We start from the raw sequence: 19,978 nt of genomic DNA on the forward strand, positions 1-19,978 counted from the left end.
TCCTGCTATCGCGCCTTTTCTCCGAGTATTTACTATTCTCTTTTCTTATCTCTGAAGCATTCCACCATATTTTCCTCTCTCCGCTTGTTTTTCTTCTTATTCCACTTAGAAAGCCCCTGTCGTGGCGAATTGCCTGCCTGCTGGCGAGCAGTTATGGTAGTGGCATGCAGTCCATTCACCTCAGTGCGGAGGGGTACCCCTTCGCATCGTGCGAGCGCGCGGAAATTGAGTTCCGCTGTCGTAAAACAATAAGCCTGGAGGCAAACCATGGAGATGTTGTCAGGAGCCGAGATGGTCGTCCAATCGCTTGTCGATCAGGGCGTCAAGCAAGTATTCGGCTATCCCGGAGGCGCAGTCCTCGATATCTATGATGCGTTACATACCCTTGGCGGTATCGATCATGTGCTGGTTCGCCACGAGCAGGCGGCGGTGCATATGGCGGATGGTCTGGCGCGAGCGACCGGGGAGGTCGGTGTGGTGCTGGTGACCTCAGGGCCTGGGGCGACGAACGCCATCACCGGTATCGCGACGGCCTATATGGACTCTATCCCGCTGGTGATCCTCTCAGGGCAAGTGGCGACATCGCTTATCGGCTACGATGCCTTCCAGGAGTGCGACATGGTGGGGATTTCCCGCCCGGTGGTGAAGCACAGTTTCCTGGTGAAGCAGACCGAAGATATTCCCGGCGTGCTGAAGAAAGCCTTCTGGTTAGCGGCCAGCGGTCGCCCCGGGCCGGTGGTGGTCGATCTGCCGAAGGATATACTCAATCCGGCGAAGAAACTGCCGTACGTCTGGCCAGACGCGGTCAGCATGCGCTCGTATAACCCGACGACCAGCGGCCATAAAGGCCAGATTAAACGCGCCCTGCAGACCCTGGTGGCGGCGAGCAAGCCGGTCGTCTACGTCGGCGGCGGGGCGATCAATGCGCAATGCGAACCACAGCTGCGCGAACTGGTGGAAAAGCTGAAGCTGCCGGTGGCCTCCTCCCTGATGGGGCTGGGCGCTTTCCCGGCGACGCACTCGCAGGCGTTGGGGATGCTGGGCATGCACGGCACCTATGAAGCCAACATGACCATGCACCATTCAGACGTGATTTTTGCCGTCGGCGTTCGCTTTGACGATCGGACCACCAATAACCTGGCCAAATACTGTCCGAACGCGACTGTGCTGCATATTGATATCGATCCGACCTCAATCTCGAAAACCGTGCCGGCAGATGTGCCGATCGTCGGCGATGCCCGGCTGGTGCTGGAACAGATGCTGGAGCTGCTGGAACAGGAAGAGGCGCAGCAGCCGCTGGACGATATTCGCGACTGGTGGCTACAGATTGAGCAGTGGCGCGCCCGCCATTGTCTGCGCTACGACGACCAGAGCGATAAGATCAAACCGCAGGCGGTGATTGAAACGATCTGGCGACTGACCCAGGGCGATGCCTATGTCACTTCCGATGTGGGTCAGCACCAGATGTTCGCCGCCCTTTATTACCCCTTCGACAAACCGCGGCGCTGGATTAACTCCGGTGGTCTCGGCACCATGGGCTTTGGCCTACCGGCAGCGCTGGGGGTCAAAATGGCTCTGCCGGACGAAATGGTCGTCTGCGTGACCGGTGACGGCAGTATCCAGATGAATATTCAGGAACTTTCTACCGCGCTGCAATATGAACTGCCGGTCCTGGTGCTTAACCTCAACAACCGCTATCTGGGGATGGTGAAGCAGTGGCAGGATATGCTCTATTCCGGGCGCCACTCGCAGTCCTATATGGAGTCGCTGCCGGACTTTGTGCGTCTGGCGGAAGCCTATGGCCACGTTGGCATCCGCATCAGTGAGCCACAGGAACTGGAGACGAAGCTTGCTGAAGCCCTGGAGCAGGTGCGACAGCGCCGGCTGGTGTTTGTCGATGTCACCGTCGACGGCAGTGAGCATGTGTACCCCATGCAGATCCGCGGCGGCGGCATGGATGAAATGTGGTTGAGCAAAACGGAGAGGACCTGATTATGCGCCGGATATTATCGGTATTACTGGAAAACGAATCGGGCGCATTGTCCCGCGTTATCGGCCTCTTTTCCCAGCGCGGCTATAATATAGAAAGCCTGACTGTCGCGCCGACAGACGATCCGACCCTCTCCAGGATGACCATCCAGACCGTGGGCGATGAAAAAGCGATCGAGCAGATTGAAAAGCAACTGCACAAGCTGGTGGATGTCCTGCGGGTCAGCGAACTGGGGCAGGGGGCTCATGTCGAACGTGAAATCATGCTGGTGAAGGTCCAGGCCAGCGGTTACGGCCGTGAAGAAGTGAAGCGCAACACCGAAATCTTTCGTGGACAGATTATCGACGTGACGCCTTCTATCTATACCGTCCAGCTCGCCGGCACCAGCGATAAGCTCGACGCCTTCCTGGCCTCGCTGCGCGATGTCGCTCGGATCGTGGAAGTGGCTCGCTCCGGCGTGGTCGGCCTGTCTCGCGGTGATAAAATCATGCGCTGAGGATCGGGAATTGATGCAAAAATAGCCCGGCAGCGACTGTCGGGCTTTTTTTTTGCGAAATCAGTAGGAACTGTAAGCGAAAGCGGTTGCTGCGCTAACTATTCTGCGTTTAGATGTTATAAAAAGGGTTCCATACCTGAATAATGGTTATGTTTGGCACTTCTTACCCAAGGGGCAATTGTGAAACTGGATGAAATCGCCCGGCTGGCCGGTGTTTCAAGAACCACCGCGAGCTATGTGATTAATGGCAAAGCGAAGCAGTACCGCGTAAGCGACAAGACGGTCGAAAAGGTGATGGCTGTCGTGCGAGAGCACAACTATCATCCGAATGCGGTCGCTGCTGGCCTGCGTGCAGGACGCACACGCTCTATCGGTCTGGTGATCCCGGATCTGGAAAACACCAGCTATACCCGCATTGCAAATTATCTGGAGCGGCAGGCGCGCCAGCGCGGCTATCAGCTGCTGATTGCCTGCTCGGAGGATCAGCCCGATAACGAAATGCGCTGTATCGAGCATCTGCTACAGCGCCAGGTGGACGCCATCATTGTTTCCACCTCGCTGCCGCCGGAGCACCCTTTCTACCAGCGCTGGGCTAACGATCCGTTTCCGATTGTCGCCCTCGACCGCGCCCTTGATCGCGAGCACTTCACCAGCGTCGTCGGCGCTGATCAGGATGACGCCGAGATGCTCGCCGCCGAGCTGCGGACTTTTCCAGGCGAAACGGTGCTTTATCTTGGCGCGCTGCCGGAACTGTCGGTGAGCTTCCTGCGCGAGCAAGGCTTCCGTAAAGCCTGGCAGGACGATCCGCGTGAGGTGCATTATCTCTATGCCAACAGCTATGAGCGAGAAGCGGCGGCCCAGCTGTTTGAAAAATGGCTTGAAACCCATCCGATGCCGCAGGCGCTGTTTACCACCTCTTTCCCGCTGCTGCAGGGCGTCATGGATGTGACGCTGCGCCGTGAGGGTAAACTGCCTTCCGAGCTGGCGATCGCCACCTTCGGCGATAATGAGCTGCTCGATTTCCTGCAGTGTCCGGTACTGGCCGTGGCCCAGCGCCATCGCGATGTTGCTGAGCGGGTGCTCGAGATCGTCCTCGCTAGCCTCGATGAACCGCGCAAGCCGAAGCCAGGCCTCAGCCGTATTCGTCGTAATCTTTATCGCCGCGGCAGCCTGAATCGCCGTTAAGGGCGCAATATCGTCAGCATCCAGGATTATTCCTGGCAGGCCTGCCAGAGAGCAGGCCGCTGGCGATAAATCAGGCAACTGACGTCCAGAATGCAAAACTGAATATATTTCAGACAAATCCCTAAACTTCTTTACGCGTTATTTTGTTTTATTCCCTGGCAATCGTTTTGTGACTCAAAACAGGACACAAAAAATGATTGTGCAGGCTTTAATTGTATTATTTTGTTACATTCACCAGGTTAATTGCTGAATTAACACCCATTTTGTTCGCCACCACCGTTCTCCCCTGCCCTATCCCGCGCCTGGTCCACCCCTCAGGCAGCAACAGGTACTGTTAACGGCCGGCATAATGGCCTAAAATGCCGCTCGCGTCGCAAACTGACACTTTATATTTTCCCGCCGAAGATATTTTGTTGTTTATAACTGTTACGAGTTTGTTGGTTATTTTCTTACACGTATTCATAACGTTAATTTGCCTCGCCTGTTGATGATTTTTTCATCAGGGCTAATGTCGGCTGTAAATAATGGGTTTTTGAGCTCCGTTGGCATTCGTGCTGGCTTGACAAGCTTTTCCTCCGCTCCGTAAACTCCTTCTGGTGGGAATTTGTGGGATAAAGTGGCGAAAAGGGGTGAGGCTGGCATGTTCCGTGGAGCAACGTTAGTCAATCTCGACAGCAAAGGCCGCCTGGCCGTGCCAACGCGCTATCGCGATGGGCTGATCGAGGACGCTGCCGGTCAATTGGTATGCACCATTGACATTCATCACCCGTGCCTGCTGCTTTATCCATTGCCTGAATGGGAAGTCATCGAGCAGAAATTGTCGCGTTTATCGAGCATGAATCCCGTTGAGCGGCGCGTACAGCGTTTGCTTCTGGGTCATGCCAGCGAATGTCAGATGGATAATGCTGGTCGCTTGCTGATTGCGCCGGTGTTACGGCAGCATGCCGGGCTGACAAAAGAAGTGATGCTGGTCGGGCAGTTTAATAAATTTGAACTGTGGGACGAAACGACCTGGTATCAACGGGTCAAGGAAGATATCGACGCTGAGCAGTCCGCGACCGGTGAACTGTCGGAGCGCCTGCAGGATTTGTCTTTATAAAAATGATGGAAAATTTTAAACACACTACGGTACTTCTGGATGAAGCCGTCAACGGCCTCAATATTCGTCCAGACGGTATCTATATTGATGGTACCTTTGGTCGCGGCGGTCACTCGCGCCTGATCCTCTCCCGGCTGGGAGCGGAAGGACGCTTGCTGGCAATCGATCGCGATCCACAGGCGATTGCCGTCGCGCAAACCATCGATGATCCCCGCTTTTCCATCGTACATGGTCCATTTTCACAGCTTGCTGAGTACGTCGGCGAGCGCAATCTTACCGGTAAGATCGACGGCATTCTGCTCGATCTCGGCGTCTCTTCCCCACAGCTTGACGATGCGGAACGCGGTTTTTCCTTTATGCGCGACGGACCGCTGGATATGCGCATGGATCCGACGCGCGGTCAGTCTGCGGCCGAATGGTTGCAGACCGCTGAAGAAGCGGATATCGCCTGGGTGATTAAAACCTTCGGCGAAGAGCGTTTCGGCAAACGGATCGCCCGCGCGATCGTCGAACGTAATCGCATTGCACCGATGACCCGCACCAAAGAGCTGGCGGAGGTCATCGCCGCGGCGATGCCGGTAAAAGATAAGCACAAACATCCCGCGACCCGTACCTTCCAGGCGGTGCGCATTTGGGTAAACAGTGAACTGGAGGAGATAGAGCAGGCGCTAAAAAGCTCGCTCAGCGTGCTGGCCCCAGGCGGGCGGCTGTCGATCATTAGTTTTCATTCGCTGGAAGATCGCATTGTAAAGCGCTTTATGCGCGAGCAAAGCCGCGGTCCGCAGGTTCCGGCGGGAATACCGATGACCGAATCGCAGCTCAAAAAACTGGGCGGCCGTGAGTTACGAGCACTAGGCAAGTTGATGCCGGGCGAAGAAGAGGTGGCAGAGAATCCACGTGCCCGTAGTTCAGTGCTGCGTATTGCAGAGAGGACGAACGCATGATCGGCAGAGTGACAGAGGCCTTAAGCAAGGTTAAAGGGTCGATTGGAAGCAACGAGCGCCATGCTTTGCCTGGCGTGATCGGGGACGACCTTCTGCGGTTTGGGAAACTGCCACTCTGCCTGTTCATTTGCATCATTATTACGGCGATTACCGTGGTCACCACCGCGCACCACACGCGCCTGCTGACCGCGCAGCGTGAACAACTGGTTCTGGAACGCGACGCCCTGGACATTGAATGGCGCAACCTGATCCTCGAAGAGAACGCGCTCGGCGATCACAGTCGGGTTGAGCGGATCGCGACCGAGAAGTTGCAGATGCAGCACGTCGATCCATCCCAAGAAAATATCGTTGTACAGAAATAAGGATTATTGCGACGGATGAAAGCAGCGCCAAAAACGCCTAAAGCAAAACGTCAGGAAGAACAGGCCAACTTTATCAGTTGGCGTTTTGCGTTGCTGTGCGGCTGTATTCTACTGGCGCTGGCTTTTCTGCTGGGGCGGGTTGCCTGGCTACAGGTAGTCAGCCCGGACATGCTGGTGCGCCAGGGCGATATGCGTTCTCTGCGCGTACAGGAAGTATCCACCGCGCGCGGGATGATTACCGACCGCTCCGGTCGTCCGCTTGCGGTCAGCGTGCCGGTGAAGGCTATCTGGGCCGATCCAAAAGAACTTCATGATGCCGGCGGGGTAACCCTGGATACGCGCTGGAAGGCGCTGGCGGATGCCCTCAATATGCCGCTGGATCAGCTGGCGACGCGCATCAATACCAATCCGCGGATGCGTTTCATCTATCTGGCGCGTCAGGTTAACCCTGACATGGCCGACTACATCAAAAAACTGAAGCTGCCGGGCATTCATCTGCGTGAAGAATCCCGTCGTTACTACCCTTCCGGGGAAGTGACCGCTCACCTCATCGGCTTTACCAACGTCGACAGCCAGGGGATTGAAGGGGTCGAAAAGAGCTTTGATAAATGGCTTACCGGCCAGCCGGGCGAGCGTATCGTGCGTAAAGACCGCTATGGCCGGGTAATTGAAGACATCTCTTCCACCGACAGCCAGGCGGCGCACAACCTGGCGCTGAGCATCGACGAGCGTCTGCAGGCGCTGGTCTATCGTGAGCTGAACAACGCCGTGGCCTTTAACAAAGCCGAGTCCGGCAGCGCGGTGTTAGTGGACGTGAACACCGGCGAAGTGCTGGCGATGGCCAACAGCCCGTCCTACAACCCAAACAACTTTGCCGGCACGGCGAAAGACACCATGCGTAACCGCGCCATCACCGACGTGTTCGAACCGGGTTCGACGGTGAAGCCGATGGTGGTGATGACGGCGCTGCAGCGCGGTATCGTCAACGAAAATACCGTGCTCAATACCGTGCCTTATCGAATTAACGGCCACGAAATTAAAGACGTGGCGCGCTACAGCGAATTGACCCTGACCGGGGTGCTACAGAAGTCGAGTAACGTCGGTGTTTCTAAGCTGGCGTTAGCGATGCCGTCCTCAGCGTTAGTAGATACTTACTCACGTTTTGGGCTTGGAAAGGCGACCAATTTGGGGTTGGTCGGAGAACGCAGTGGCTTATATCCTCAAAAACAACGGTGGTCTGACATAGAGAGGGCCACCTTTTCTTTCGGCTACGGGCTAATGGTAACCCCGTTACAGTTAGCGCGAGTCTACGCAACGATTGGCAGCTACGGCATCTATCGCCCGCTGTCGATTACCAAAGTTGATCCACCGGTTCCGGGCGAACGTGTCTTCCCGGAATCACTCGTTCGTACCGTCGTTCATATGATGGAAAGCGTGGCGCTGCCTGGCGGCGGCGGCGTGAAGGCGGCGATCAAAGGCTATCGCATCGCGATTAAAACCGGTACGGCGAAAAAAGTGGGGCCGGATGGCCGCTACATCAACAAATATATTGCTTACACCGCAGGCGTTGCGCCCGCCAGCCATCCGCGCTTTGCGCTGGTGGTGGTGATCAACGACCCGCAGGCAGGTAAATACTACGGTGGCGCCGTTTCCGCGCCGGTGTTCGGTGCCATCATGGGCGGTGTATTGCGCACCATGAACATCGAGCCGGATGCGCTGGCAACGGGCGAAAAAAGTGAATTTGTAATTAATCAAGGCGAGGGAACAGGTGGCAGATCGTAATTTGCGCGACCTTCTCGCTCCATGGGTGCCAAACGCACCGGAGCGCATTCTGCGAGAGATGACGCTGGACAGCCGGGTGGCTGCTTCCGGCGATCTCTTTATCGCGGTACAGGGTCATCAGGCGGACGGGCGTCGTTATATCCCGCAGGCGATAGCGCAAGGTGTGGCTGCCATTATTGCTGAAGCCCAGGGCGAAGCTAAAGACGGTGAGATCCGTGAAATGCACGGCGTGCCGGTTATCTACCTGAGCCAGCTTAACGAACGCTTATCGGCGCTGGCCGGGCGTTTTTATCATCAGCCGTCGCAGCAGCTGCGTCTGGTGGGCGTGACCGGTACCAACGGCAAAACCACCACCACCCAGCTTCTGGCGCAATGGGCGAAACTGATCGGCGAAACCAGCGCGGTGATGGGGACCGTCGGCAACGGCCTGCTGGATAAAGTGGTCCCGAGCGAAAACACCACCGGTTCTGCGGTCGATGTTCAGCACGTGCTTTCCGGCCTGGTCGAGCAGGGGGCAACCTTCGGCGCGATGGAAGTCTCTTCCCACGGGCTGGTGCAGCACCGCGTGGCGGCCCTGCAGTTTGCCGCCTCGGTATTTACCAACCTGAGCCGCGACCACCTCGACTACCATGGCGACATGGCGCACTACGAAGCGGCGAAATGGCTGCTGTACTCCACCCACCATTGCGGCCAGGCCATCGTCAACGCTGACGATGAAGTCGGTCGTCGCTGGCTGGCGAAGCTGCCGGACGCGGTGGCGGTGTCGATGGAAGATCATATCAATCCGAACTGCCACGGCCGCTGGCTGAAGGCCACCGCGGTTAACTATCACGACAGCGGTGCCACCATCCAGTTTGACTCCAGCTGGGGCAACGGTGAAATCGAAAGCCGCCTGATGGGCGCCTTTAACGTTAGCAACCTCCTGTTGGCGCTGGCCACGCTGCTGGCGCTGGGCTATCCGCTGGCCGATCTGCTGAAAACTGCGGCGCGTTTACAGCCGGTATGCGGCCGTATGGAAGTGTTCAGCGCGCCCGGTAAACCGGCGGTGGTGGTGGATTATGCCCATACCCCTGACGCGCTGGAAAAAGCACTGCAGGCCGCGCGCCTGCACTGCAGCGGCAAGCTGTGGTGCGTCTTCGGCTGCGGCGGCGACCGTGACAAAGGCAAGCGTCCGCTGATGGGGGCGATTGCAGAAGAGTTCGCCGATATCGTGGTCGTCACTGACGACAACCCGCGTACCGAAGAACCGCGGGCGATTATCAACGATATTCTGGCCGGCATGCTCGATGCAGGTCATGCAAAAGTGATGGAAGGCCGTGCGGAAGCGGTGACCAACGCCGTGATGCAGGCGCAGGAGAACGACGTGGTGCTGGTGGCGGGTAAAGGCCATGAAGATTACCAGATCGTCGGTAACCGTCGTCTGGATTATTCCGACCGCGTCACCGTCGCGCGTCTGCTGGGAGCGGTAGCATGATTCGCTTTACGTTAAGCCAGCTCGCCGCGATCGCCCATGGCGAACGGCAGGGTAGCGATATCGCTATCGACGAGGTAACCACCGACACCCGTAAAGTCACAGCGGGCTGCCTGTTTGTGGCGCTAAAAGGCGAGCGTTTCGACGCCCATGATTTTGCCGAACAGGCGAAAGCGGCAGGCGCCGGCGCGCTGCTGGTGAGCCGTCCGCTGGCCTGCGATCTCCCGCAGGTGATCGTGAAAGATACCCGGCAGGCTTTCGGCGAGTTAGCCGCCTGGGTCCGTCAGCAGGTGCCGACCCGCGTCGTCGCCCTAACCGGCTCGTCCGGTAAAACCTCGGTCAAAGAGATGACCGCGGCGATCCTCAGCCAGTGCGGCAATACGCTGTATACCGCCGGCAACCTGAACAACGATATCGGCGTACCGATGACTCTGCTGCGTCTGACCGAAGAACATCAGTACGCGGTGATTGAGCTCGGCGCCAACCACCAGGGCGAAATCGCCTGGACCGTCAGCCTGACGCGTCCTGAAGCGGCGCTGGTCAACAACCTTGCCGCCGCGCACCTTGAAGGTTTCGGCTCGCTGGCGGGCGTGGCGAAGGCGAAGGGCGAAATCTATACCGGACTGCCGGAAAACGGCATCGCCATTCTCAATGCCGACAACAACGACTGGCTGAACTGGCAGGCGGTGATTGGCGATCGCAAAGTGTGGCGCTTCTCACCGAATGCGGCCAACAGCGATTTCACTGCGACTAACGTGCAGATCACCAGCCACGGCACCGAATTTACGCTGCAGACTCCAACCGGTAACGTTGATGTACTGCTGCCGCTGCCGGGACGCCACAACATCGCTAACGCGCTGGCGGCGACCTCGCTGGCGATGGCGGTAGGCGCCGATCTGGCGGCGGTGAAAGCCGGTCTGGCGCAGCTGCAGGCCGTTCCGGGACGTCTGTTCCCGATCCGCCTGACCGAGAGCCAGCTGCTGCTGGATGACTCCTACAACGCTAACGTCGGTTCGATGACCGCGGCGGTGCAGGTCCTGTCAGAGATGCCCGGCTTCCGGACGATGGTGGTCGGCGATATGGCCGAACTTGGCGCGGAAAGCGCGGCTTGCCACCGTGAAGTCGGCGAAGCGGCGAAAGCGGCAGGCCTGGATCGCGTTCTCAGCGTCGGCGCCTTGAGCGCGGATATCAGCCACGCCAGCGGCGTGGGCGAACATTTTAACGATAAAGCCGCCGTGGTGGCTCGCCTGCGCGAGCTGCTGGCTGAGCATAAGATAATGACCATTTTAGTGAAGGGTTCACGTAGTGCCGCCATGGAAGAGGTAGTACGCGCATTACAGGAGACTGGGACATGTTAGTATGGCTGGCCGAACATTTGGTCAAATATTATTCCGGCTTTAACGTCTTTTCGTATCTGACGTTTCGCGCCATCGTCAGCCTGCTGACCGCGCTGTTCATCTCTCTGTGGATGGGCCCGCGCATGATCGCCCGTCTGCAAAAACTCTCCTTCGGCCAGGTGGTTCGTAACGACGGTCCGGAGTCTCATTTCAGTAAGCGCGGTACCCCGACCATGGGGGGGATCATGATCCTCACCGCGATCACCGTGTCGGTGCTGCTGTGGGCTTACCCGTCCAACCCGTACGTCTGGTGTGTGCTGACGGTGCTGATCGGCTACGGCATCATCGGCTTCGTTGATGACTACCGTAAAGTGGTGCGCAAAGACACCAAAGGCCTGATCGCCCGCTGGAAGTACTTCTGGATGTCGGTGATTGCCCTTGGGGTCGCCTTTGCCCTGTATCTGGCGGGGAAAGACACCCCGGCGACCGAGCTGGTGGTGCCGTTCTTTAAAGACGTCATGCCGCAGCTGGGGCTGTTCTATATCCTGCTGGCCTACTTCGTGATCGTCGGCACCGGCAACGCGGTTAACCTGACCGACGGTCTCGACGGCCTGGCGATCATGCCCACCGTCTTCGTCGCGGCGGGTTTTGCGCTGGTGGCGTGGGCGACCGGTAACATGAATTTCGCCAACTACCTGCACATTCCTTATCTGCGCCACGCCGGCGAACTGGTGATCGTCTGTACGGCGATCGTCGGCGCGGGGCTAGGCTTTCTGTGGTTTAACACCTACCCGGCGCAGGTCTTTATGGGCGACGTCGGTTCGCTGGCGCTCGGTGGCGCGCTGGGTATTATCGCCGTGCTGCTGCGTCAGGAATTCCTGCTGGTGATTATGGGCGGCGTTTTCGTGGTGGAGACCCTGTCGGTGATCCTGCAGGTTGGCTCCTTTAAGCTGCGCGGTCAGCGTATCTTCCGCATGGCGCCGATCCACCACCACTATGAACTGAAAGGCTGGCCGGAGCCGCGCGTTATCGTGCGCTTCTGGATTATTTCGCTGATGCTGGTGCTGATTGGCCTGGCGACGCTGAAGGTACGTTAATCATGGCAGATTATCAGGGTAAAAAAGTCGTCATTATTGGGCTGGGCATGACCGGCCTGTCATGCGTGGACTTTTTCATGGCGCGCGGCGTAACCCCGCGCGTGATGGACACCCGCGTCGCGCCTCCTGGGCTGGATAAATTGCCTGAATCGGTCGAATGCCATGTCGGTGGCCTCAATGATACCTGGCTGCTGGCGGCGGATCTGATTGTCGCCAGTCCTGGCATCGCGCTGGCCCATCCTTCGTTGAGCGCGGCGGCAGACGCTGGCGTAGAGATCGTTGGCGATATCGAACTGTTCTGCCGCGAAGCGCAGGCGCCGATCATCGCCATTACCGGCTCGAATGGCAAAAGCACCGTCACCACCCTGGTGGGCGAGATGGCGAAAGCGGCCGGGATTAACGTCGGCGTGGGCGGCAATATCGGCCTGCCGGCGCTGATGCTGCTGGATACCGATCGTGAGCTGTATGTACTGGAGCTCTCCAGCTTCCAGCTGGAAACCACCTCCAGCCTGCAGGCGGTGGCGGCAACCATCCTCAACGTGACTGAGGACCATATGGACCGCTACCCGCTGGGGCTGCAGCAGTATCGCGCGGCGAAGCTGCGGATTTACGAGAATGCGAAGACCTGCGTGGTCAACGCGGACGATGCACTCACCATGCCGGTACGCGGCGCGGACGATCGCTGCATCAGCTTTGGTATCGACGTCGGTGACTATCACCTTAACCGTCAGCAGGGCGAGACCTGGCTGCGCGTAAAAGGTGAGAAAGTCCTCAATGTGAAAGAGATGTCTATCACGGGTCAGCATAACTACAGCAACGCCCTGGCGGCGCTGGCGCTGGCCGATGCCGCGGGTCTGCCGCGTGCCAGCAGCCTGAAGGCGCTGACCACCTTTACTGGCCTGGCGCATCGCTTCCAGCTGGTGTTGGATCACAACGGCGTGCGCTGGATTAACGACTCGAAGGCAACCAACGTCGGCAGTACCGAGGCGGCGCTGAACGGCCTGCAGCTTGATGGCACGCTGTATCTGCTGCTGGGCGGCGACGGCAAGTCCGCTGATTTCACTCCGCTGAAGCGCTACCTTGGCGGCGATCGTATCCGTCTGTACTGCTTTGGTCGCGACGGCGCCGAGCTCGCCGAGCTGCGTCCTGAGGTGGCGGTACAAACTGAAACCATGGAGCAGGCGATGCGTCAGATAGCGCCCCTGGTGAAGGCGGGCGATATGGTTCTCCTGTCGCCAGCCTGCGCCAGCCTGGATCAGTTTAAGAACTTTGAACAACGGGGCGAGATGTTTGCCCGCCTGGCGAAGGAGTTAGGTTGATGCGTTTCTCTCTCCCACGCCTGAGAATGCCGCAGCTGAGCTTGCCTCGGTTGAGACTGCCGCGACTGCCGGGGATGTTTATCTTCGCCTGGCTGTTCGCCGCGCTGAAAGGCTGGGTGATGGGCTCGCGCCCAAAAGATAACGACAGTCTGGTGATGTATGACCGGATGCTGCTGTGGCTGACCTTCGGTCTGGCGGCGATCGGCTTTATTATGGTGACCTCGGCATCAATGCCGGTGGGACAGCGCCTGGCGAACGATCCTTTCCTCTTCGCCAAACGTGACGGCTTGTACATTGTGCTGGCCTTTGTCCTCGCGCTGGTGACGCTGCGCCTGCCGATGGATTTCTGGCAGCGCCACAGTACCGCGATGCTGATTGCCTCGATCGTCATGCTGCTGATCGTGCTGGTGGTGGGTAGCTCGGTAAACGGCGCATCGCGCTGGATCGCCCTCGGTCCGCTGCGCATCCAGCCGGCGGAGTTCACCAAGCTGTCGCTGTTCTGCTACATCGCCAACTATCTGGTGCGCAAAGCCGACGAAGTGCGCAACAATCTGCGCGGCTTCTTAAAACCGATGGGCGTGATTTTCGTGCTGGCGATCCTGCTGCTGGCGCAGCCTGACCTCGGTACGGTGGTGGTGCTGTTCGTCACCACGCTGGCGATGCTTTTCCTCGCCGGCGCCAAGCTGTGGCAGTTCATCGCTATTATCGGCATGGGCATCTCGGCGGTGGTCCTGTTGATCCTCGCCGAACCGTACCGTATTCGCCGCGTGACCTCCTTCTGGAACCCGTGGGAAGACCCGTTCGGCAGCGGCTATCAGCTGACCCAGTCGCTGATGGCCTTTGGCCGCGGCGAGATGTGGGGGCAGGGACTCGGCAACTCGGTGCAAAAACTGGAGTATTTGCCGGAAGCGCACACTGACTTTATCTTCGCCATCATCGGCGAAGAACTCGGTTATATCGGTGTGGTACTGGCGCTTTTAATGGTATTCTTCGTCGCTTTCCGCGCCATGTCGATTGGCCGAAAAGCGCTGGAGATCGATCATCGCTTCTCCGGCTTCCTCGCCTGTGCGATTGGTATCTGGTTTAGCTTCCAGGCGTTAGTTAACGTCGGGGCGGCGGCGGGGATGCTGCCGACGAAAGGTTTGACGCTGCCGCTGATCAGTTATGGTGGTTCCAGTCTGCTGATTATGTCGACGGCCATCATGTTGTTGTTGCGAATTGATTATGAAACGCGTCTGGAAAAAGCCCAGGCGTTTACACGGGGTGTTCGATGAGCGGTCAGGAAAAGCGGTTGATGGTGATGGCGGGCGGTACCGGCGGGCATGTATTCCCGGGACTGGCGGTCGCACACTATCTAATGGACCAGGGCTGGCAGGTTCGCTGGCTGGGTACCGCCGATCGTATGGAAGCGGATTTAGTGCCGAAAAACGGCATCGAGATTGATTTTATCCGTATCTCCGGCCTGCGTGGCAAAGGGATTAAAGCACAGCTGCTGGCGCCGATACGGATCTTCAACGCCTGGCGCCAGGCGCGGGCGATCATGAAGCGTTTCCAGCCGGACGTGGTGCTGGGCATGGGCGGCTATGTGTCCGGGCCTGGCGGCCTGGCGGCGTGGTCGCTGGGGATCCCGGTGGTCCTCCACGAACAAAACGGCATTGCCGGCCTGACCAACAAATGGCTGGCGAAGATTGCGAAGAAAGTGATGCAGGCGTTTCCCGGCGCCTTTCCGCATGCGGACGTGGTCGGGAATCCGGTGCGCACAGATGTGCTGGCGCTGCCGCTGCCGGGGCAGCGTCTGGTGGGCCGTCAGGGGCCGATTCGCGTGTTGGTGGTCGGTGGCTCTCAGGGCGCGCGCGTCCTGAACCAGACCATGCCGCAGGTGGCGGCGAAGCTCGGCGATACGGTGACCATCTGGCATCAGAGCGGTAAAGGCGGCCAGCAAACCGTACAGCAGGCCTATGCCGCCGCGGGGCAGCCGCAGCATAAAGTGACGGAATTTATTGATGATATGGCCGCGGCGTATGCCTGGGCAGATGTTGTGGTATGCCGTTCCGGCGCCCTGACGGTTAGCGAAATCGCGGCTGCGGGCTTACCGGCGCTGTTTGTACCGTTCCAGCACAAAGATCGTCAGCAGTACTGGAATGCGCTGCCGCTGGAGAAAGCCGGCGCGGCGAAAATTCTCGAACAGCCGGCGTTCACGGTTGAGGCGGTAGCCTCTACTCTGGCGAGCTGGGATCGGGAAACCTTGCTGGATATGGCGGAACGAGCGCGTGGCGCTTCGATTCCGGACGCTACCGAGCGGGTAGCAGAAGAGGTCAGCGCCGTAGCTTTGGCGCGCTAATTGCGGTGATTTTCACCGCCCGAATACAGAAGTTGATGGCGTAAAGAATGAATACACAAGATTTGGCAAAACTGCGTTCCATAGTGCCCGAGATGCGTCGCGTCCGGCACATTCACTTTGTCGGCATCGGCGGTGCCGGTATGGGCGGTATTGCCGAAGTGTTGGCTAACGAAGGTTATCAGATCAGCGGCTCCGACCTGGCGCCGAATCCGGTGACCCAGCAGCTGTCGCAGCTTGGCGCCACTATTTATTTCAATCATCGCCCGGAAAACGTGCGCGATGCCAGCGTGGTCGTAGTTTCCAGCGCGATTTCCGCCGATAACCCGGAAATCGTCGCCGCGCACGAGGCGCGTATCCCGGTGATCCGTCGTGCGGAAATGCTGGCGGAGCTGATGCGCTTCCGTCACGGGATCGCCATTGCCGGGACCCATGGCAAAACCACCACCACCGCGATGGTATCCAGTATTTACGCCGAAGCCGGGCTGGACCCGACTTTCGTCAACGGCGGGTTGGTGAAAGCGGCGGGCGTCCATGCGCGCCTCGGCCATAGCCGTTACCTGATTGCGGAAGCGGATGAGAGCGATGCATCGTTCCTGCACCTGCAGCCGATGGTGGCCATTGTTACCAACATCGAAGCCGACCACATGGACACCTACCATGGCGACTTCGAGAATCTGAAGCAGACCTTTATTAACTTCCTGCACAACCTGCCGTTCTACGGACGCGCGGTGATGTGTGTGGATGACCCGGTGATCCGGGAACTGCTGCCGCGCGTCGGCCGGCAGATCACCACCTACGGTTTTAGCGAAGACGCCGACGTCCGCGTAGAAGACTACCGTCAGGTTGGAGCGCAGGGGCATTTCCGCCTGGTGCGTCAGGATAAAGAACTGCTGCAGGTGACGCTCAATGCCCCGGGACGCCATAACGCGCTGAACGCGGCGGCGGCGGTCGCCGTGGCGACGGAAGAGGGGATTGACGATCAGGCGATCCTGCGCGCGCTGGAAAGCTTCCAGGGTACCGGCCGTCGTTTCGACTTCCTTGGCGAATATCCGCTGGCGGAAGTCAACGGCAAAGCGGGCAGCGCGATGCTGATCGATGACTATGGCCACCACCCGACGGAAGTCGACGCCACTATCAAAGCGGCGCGTGCCGGCTGGCCGGATAAAAATCTGGTCATGGTATTCCAGCCGCACCGTTATACCCGTACTCGCGATCTGTACGATGATTTCGCCAACGTGCTGACCCAGGTCGATGCGCTGCTGATGCTCGATGTCTACCCCGCAGGCGAAGCGCCGATCCCGGGTGCCGACAGCCGCTCGCTGTGCCGTACAATCCGTGGTCGCGGTAAAGTTGACCCGATTCTGGTGTCCGACCCGACGCAGGCCGCGGCGATGCTGGCGTCGGTGCTGACCGGCAACGATTTAGTGCTGGTGCAGGGGGCCGGAAACATTGGAAAAATCGCCCGTCACCTGGCTGAAATCAAACTGATCCCGCAAAAAACGGAGGAGGAGCGCCATGGCTGATAAAATCGCGGTGCTTTTCGGTGGAACCTCCGCTGAACGTGAAGTGTCGCTGAATTCAGGCGCCGCGGTGCTGGCCGGGCTGCGTGAAGCCGGGGTGGATGCCCATCCGGTTGACCCGCGCGATGTCGATATTACCCAGTTGAAAAAGCTGGGCTTTAAGAAAGCGTTTATTGCGCTCCACGGCCGCGGCGGGGAAGATGGCACGCTGCAGGGGCTGCTGGATCTGATCCAGCTGCCTTATACCGGCAGCGGCGTGATGGCTTCGGCGATTTCAATGGATAAACTGCGCAGCAAATGGCTGTGGCAGGGGGCCGGATTACCGGTCGCGCCGTGGGTGGCGCTGACCCGCGCCCAGTTTAGCGCCGGATTGTCTGCTGATGTCGAACAGCAGATTGCGGCGCTGGGTCTGCCGCTCATCATCAAGCCCAGCCGCGAAGGCTCCAGCGTTGGGATGTCGAAAGTCAGCGAAAGCTGTGATTTAGCAAGTGCACTGGCGTTGGCTTTTCAGCATGATGATGAAGTTTTAGTCGAAAAATGGCTCAGTGGGCCGGAATTTACCGTCGCCATCGTCGGTGAAGAAATTTTACCGTCAATACGTATCCAGACGGCTGGAACCTTCTATGATTATGAGGCGAAGTATCTCTCTGATGAGACGCAATATTTCTGCCCAGGATTGGAGGATCCAGCGCGTGAGGCAGCCATTCAAAGCCTGGTGCTTAAAGCCTGGAATGTTCTGGGTTGCAAAGGCTGGGGCCGTATTGACGTCATGCTGGACAGCGATGGCCAGTTTTATCTGCTGGAAGCGAATACTTCTCCGGGCATGACCAGCCATAGCCTTGTACCGATGGCGGCGCGTCAGGCAGGAATGAGCTTCTCCCAGCTTGTTGTACGAATTCTGGACCTGGCGGGGTGATATGTCGCAGGCTGCGCTGAATACGCGGAACCATGAAGAGGACGTTTCTTCTTCGCGTCGGAGTAATGGAACGCGGCTGGCAGGGATCGTTTTCCTGCTGGCGGTGCTGTTTACCGTGCTGGTCAGCGGGTGGATGGTTCTTGGCTGGATGGAGGACGCGCAGCGTTTACCGCTGTCGAAGATGGTGGTGACCGGCGAGCGTCACTATACGCGCAATGATGACATCCGCCAGGCGATCCTGGCGCTGGGTTCGCCGGGCACCTTTATGACTCAGGACGTGAACATCATTCAGAGTCAGATTGAACGTCTGCCGTGGATTAAGCAGGCGAGCGTCCGAAAGCAGTGGCCCGATGAATTGAAGATTCATCTGGTTGAATATGTGCCGATTGCGCGCTGGAATGATCAACATATGGTGGATGCAGAGGGAAATGCCTTCAGCGTGCCGGCGGATCGCACCAGCAAACAGAATTTACCGATGTTATACGGCCCGGAAGGCAGCGAGAACGAAGTGCTGCAAGGGTATCGTGACATGGGGCAGGTGCTGGCAAAGGATAAATTCACGTTGAAAGTGGCGGCGATGACCGCCCGTCGCTCCTGGCAGTTGACGCTTAATAATGACATTAAGCTCAACCTTGGTCGTGGCGACACCATGAAACGGCTTCAGCGCTTTATGGAACTCTACCCGGTTCTTCAGCAGCAGGCGCAGACCGACGGCAAACGGATTAGCTACGTTGATTTGCGTTATGACTCGGGTGCGGCAGTGGGCTGGGTACCTGCTCCCGCAGAGGAAACTAATCAACAACAGAATCAGGCACAGGCAGAACAACAATGATCAAGGCGACGGACAGAAAACTGGTAGTTGGACTGGAGATTGGCACCGCCAAGGTGGCCGCTTTAGTAGGGGAAGTTCTGCCCGACGGCATGATTAATATCATCGGCGTGGGCAGTTGCCCATCGCGTGGTATGGATAAAGGCGGTGTGAACGACCTCGAGTCGGTGGTGAAATGCGTACAGCGCGCCATCGACCAGGCCGAACTGATGGCGGATTGCCAGATTTCATCAGTTTATTTGGCTCTTTCGGGTAAACATATAAGCTGTCAGAATGAAATCGGGATGGTACCGATTTCGGAAGAAGAAGTGACGCTGGACGACGTCGAAAACGTGGTCCATACCGCGAAGTCGGTTCGCGTCCGCGATGAGCATCGCGTCCTGCACGTGATTCCGCAGGAATACGCCATTGACTACCAGGAAGGGATTAAAAACCCGGTTGGGCTGTCCGGCGTGCGCATGCAGGCGAAGGTGCATCTGATTACCTGCCATAACGATATGGCGAAAAACATTGTTAAAGCGGTGGAACGTTGTGGTCTGAAAGTTGACCAACTTATTTTCGCCGGTTTAGCGGCCAGTTATTCCGTATTAACAGAAGACGAACGTGAGCTGGGCGTCTGCGTGGTGGATATTGGTGGTGGTACAATGGATATCGCCGTCTATACCGGCGGCGCGCTGCGTCACACCAAAGTGATCCCGTACGCGGGCAACGTGGTGACCAGCGATATCGCCTATGCCTTCGGGACGCCGCCGAGCGACGCCGAAGCCATCAAGGTTCGTCACGGTTGCGCATTGGGTTCCATCGTCGGTAAAGACGAAAACGTCGAAGTACCGAGCGTAGGCGGACGGCCGCCGCGTAGCCTGCAACGTCAGACGCTGGCTGAGGTGATTGAACCGCGCTATACCGAACTGCTTAATCTGGTCAATGAAGAGATCCTGCAGCTGCAGGAACAGCTCCGCCAGCAGGGGGTGAAACACCATCTGGCGGCGGGGATTGTGTTAACCGGCGGCGCGGCGCAAATTGAAGGTCTGGCGGCCTGTGCGCAGCGCGTGTTCCATACCCAGGTGCGCATTGGCGCGCCGCTGAACATCACCGGTTTAACGGACTATGCCCAGGAGCCGTATTATTCGACGGCGGTGGGGCTGCTGCACTACGGAAAAGAGTCACATCTGAGTGGTGAAGCGGAAGTCGAAAAACGCGTGACGGCGTCGGTGGGCTCGTGGATTAAGCGACTCAACAGCTGGCTGCGAAAAGAGTTTTAATTTTTTAAGAGAACGCAGACAATTAGCG

At 58.2% G+C, this 19,978-nt stretch carries 17 protein-coding genes; all 17 read left to right on the forward strand.

Annotated elements, in window-relative coordinates; all coding sequences use genetic code 11:
• The first annotated feature begins 267 nt into the window (after window positions 1–267).
• The 17 genes from ilvI to ftsA all read left to right on the forward strand — a co-directional run bounded on the left by ilvI (window position 268) and on the right by ftsA (window position 19,950).
• On the forward strand, window positions 268–1,992 hold the full coding sequence (gene ilvI, locus ABLU73_RS12120; RefSeq protein ID WP_017901190.1) for an acetolactate synthase 3 large subunit: 1,725 nt from the start codon (window positions 268–270) through the stop codon (window positions 1,990–1,992).
• A 2-nt stretch (window positions 1,993–1,994) separates the two neighbouring features.
• Complete coding sequence (gene ilvN / locus ABLU73_RS12125; protein WP_002888536.1) at window positions 1,995–2,486, forward strand: acetolactate synthase small subunit; 492 nt, start codon at window positions 1,995–1,997, stop codon at window positions 2,484–2,486.
• A 180-nt stretch (window positions 2,487–2,666) separates the two neighbouring features.
• The gene (cra, locus tag ABLU73_RS12130) at window positions 2,667–3,671 is read left to right on the forward strand and encodes a catabolite repressor/activator (RefSeq protein WP_004145952.1); all 1,005 of its coding nucleotides are present in this window, start codon (window positions 2,667–2,669) and stop codon (window positions 3,669–3,671) included.
• Window positions 3,672–4,311: 640 nt separating this feature from the next.
• A complete protein-coding gene (mraZ, locus tag ABLU73_RS12135; protein ID WP_004204327.1) occupies window positions 4,312–4,770 on the forward strand; it encodes a division/cell wall cluster transcriptional repressor MraZ in 459 nt (152 codons plus the stop codon).
• Between the two features lie 2 nt (window positions 4,771–4,772).
• Window positions 4,773–5,714, forward strand: a complete 942-nt coding sequence (gene rsmH / locus ABLU73_RS12140; RefSeq protein ID WP_064795061.1) for a 16S rRNA (cytosine(1402)-N(4))-methyltransferase RsmH — start codon at window positions 4,773–4,775, stop codon at window positions 5,712–5,714.
• Window positions 5,711–6,076: a cell division protein FtsL gene (gene ftsL / locus ABLU73_RS12145; protein WP_002888550.1), complete on the forward strand. Its 366-nt coding sequence runs from the start codon at window positions 5,711–5,713 to the stop codon at window positions 6,074–6,076. The genes rsmH and ftsL overlap by 4 nt, the downstream gene beginning before the upstream one ends.
• Window positions 6,077–6,091: 15 nt before the next feature.
• Window positions 6,092–7,858 carry a peptidoglycan glycosyltransferase FtsI gene (locus ABLU73_RS12150; RefSeq protein ID WP_004204330.1) on the forward strand — a complete coding sequence of 589 codons (1,767 nt, stop codon included), beginning with the start codon at window positions 6,092–6,094 and terminating at the stop codon, window positions 7,856–7,858.
• Window positions 7,845–9,332, forward strand: coding sequence for a UDP-N-acetylmuramoyl-L-alanyl-D-glutamate--2,6-diaminopimelate ligase (gene murE / locus ABLU73_RS12155; protein ID WP_264923627.1), 1,488 nt, complete (start codon window positions 7,845–7,847; stop codon window positions 9,330–9,332). The genes ABLU73_RS12150 and murE overlap by 14 nt, the downstream gene beginning before the upstream one ends.
• Window positions 9,329–10,687 (forward strand): UDP-N-acetylmuramoyl-tripeptide--D-alanyl-D-alanine ligase, encoded by a 1,359-nt coding sequence (gene murF / locus ABLU73_RS12160; protein WP_053810767.1) that lies wholly within the window; start codon window positions 9,329–9,331, stop codon window positions 10,685–10,687. Before murE ends, murF begins: the two co-directional genes overlap by 4 nt.
• Complete coding sequence (mraY, locus tag ABLU73_RS12165) at window positions 10,681–11,763, forward strand: phospho-N-acetylmuramoyl-pentapeptide-transferase (RefSeq protein ID WP_004204335.1); 1,083 nt, start codon at window positions 10,681–10,683, stop codon at window positions 11,761–11,763. Before murF ends, mraY begins: the two co-directional genes overlap by 7 nt.
• Before the next feature lie 2 nt (window positions 11,764–11,765).
• Complete coding sequence (gene murD, locus ABLU73_RS12170; RefSeq protein WP_004204336.1) at window positions 11,766–13,082, forward strand: UDP-N-acetylmuramoyl-L-alanine--D-glutamate ligase; 1,317 nt, start codon at window positions 11,766–11,768, stop codon at window positions 13,080–13,082.
• On the forward strand, window positions 13,082–14,356 hold the full coding sequence (gene ftsW, locus ABLU73_RS12175; RefSeq protein ID WP_004204337.1) for a cell division protein FtsW: 1,275 nt from the start codon (window positions 13,082–13,084) through the stop codon (window positions 14,354–14,356). The genes murD and ftsW overlap by 1 nt, the downstream gene beginning before the upstream one ends.
• Window positions 14,353–15,423, forward strand: coding sequence for an undecaprenyldiphospho-muramoylpentapeptide beta-N-acetylglucosaminyltransferase (gene murG, locus ABLU73_RS12180; protein ID WP_048294155.1), 1,071 nt, complete (start codon window positions 14,353–14,355; stop codon window positions 15,421–15,423). Before ftsW ends, murG begins: the two co-directional genes overlap by 4 nt.
• A 47-nt stretch (window positions 15,424–15,470) precedes the next feature.
• Window positions 15,471–16,946, forward strand: a complete 1,476-nt coding sequence (gene murC / locus ABLU73_RS12185) for a UDP-N-acetylmuramate--L-alanine ligase (protein WP_264923626.1) — start codon at window positions 15,471–15,473, stop codon at window positions 16,944–16,946.
• The gene (locus ABLU73_RS12190; protein WP_043522234.1) at window positions 16,939–17,859 is read left to right on the forward strand and encodes a D-alanine--D-alanine ligase; all 921 of its coding nucleotides are present in this window, start codon (window positions 16,939–16,941) and stop codon (window positions 17,857–17,859) included. Before murC ends, ABLU73_RS12190 begins: the two co-directional genes overlap by 8 nt.
• A 1-nt stretch (window position 17,860) precedes the next feature.
• The gene (gene ftsQ / locus ABLU73_RS12195) at window positions 17,861–18,691 is read left to right on the forward strand and encodes a cell division protein FtsQ (RefSeq protein WP_004204342.1); all 831 of its coding nucleotides are present in this window, start codon (window positions 17,861–17,863) and stop codon (window positions 18,689–18,691) included.
• Window positions 18,688–19,950: a cell division protein FtsA gene (gene ftsA / locus ABLU73_RS12200; protein WP_004204343.1), complete on the forward strand. Its 1,263-nt coding sequence runs from the start codon at window positions 18,688–18,690 to the stop codon at window positions 19,948–19,950. The genes ftsQ and ftsA overlap by 4 nt, the downstream gene beginning before the upstream one ends.
• Window positions 19,951–19,978 lie beyond the last annotated feature (28 nt).

It is taken from the genome of Klebsiella sp. GG_Kp175 (assembly GCF_040062325.1).
Lineage (GTDB): Bacteria > Pseudomonadota > Gammaproteobacteria > Enterobacterales > Enterobacteriaceae > Klebsiella > Klebsiella quasipneumoniae.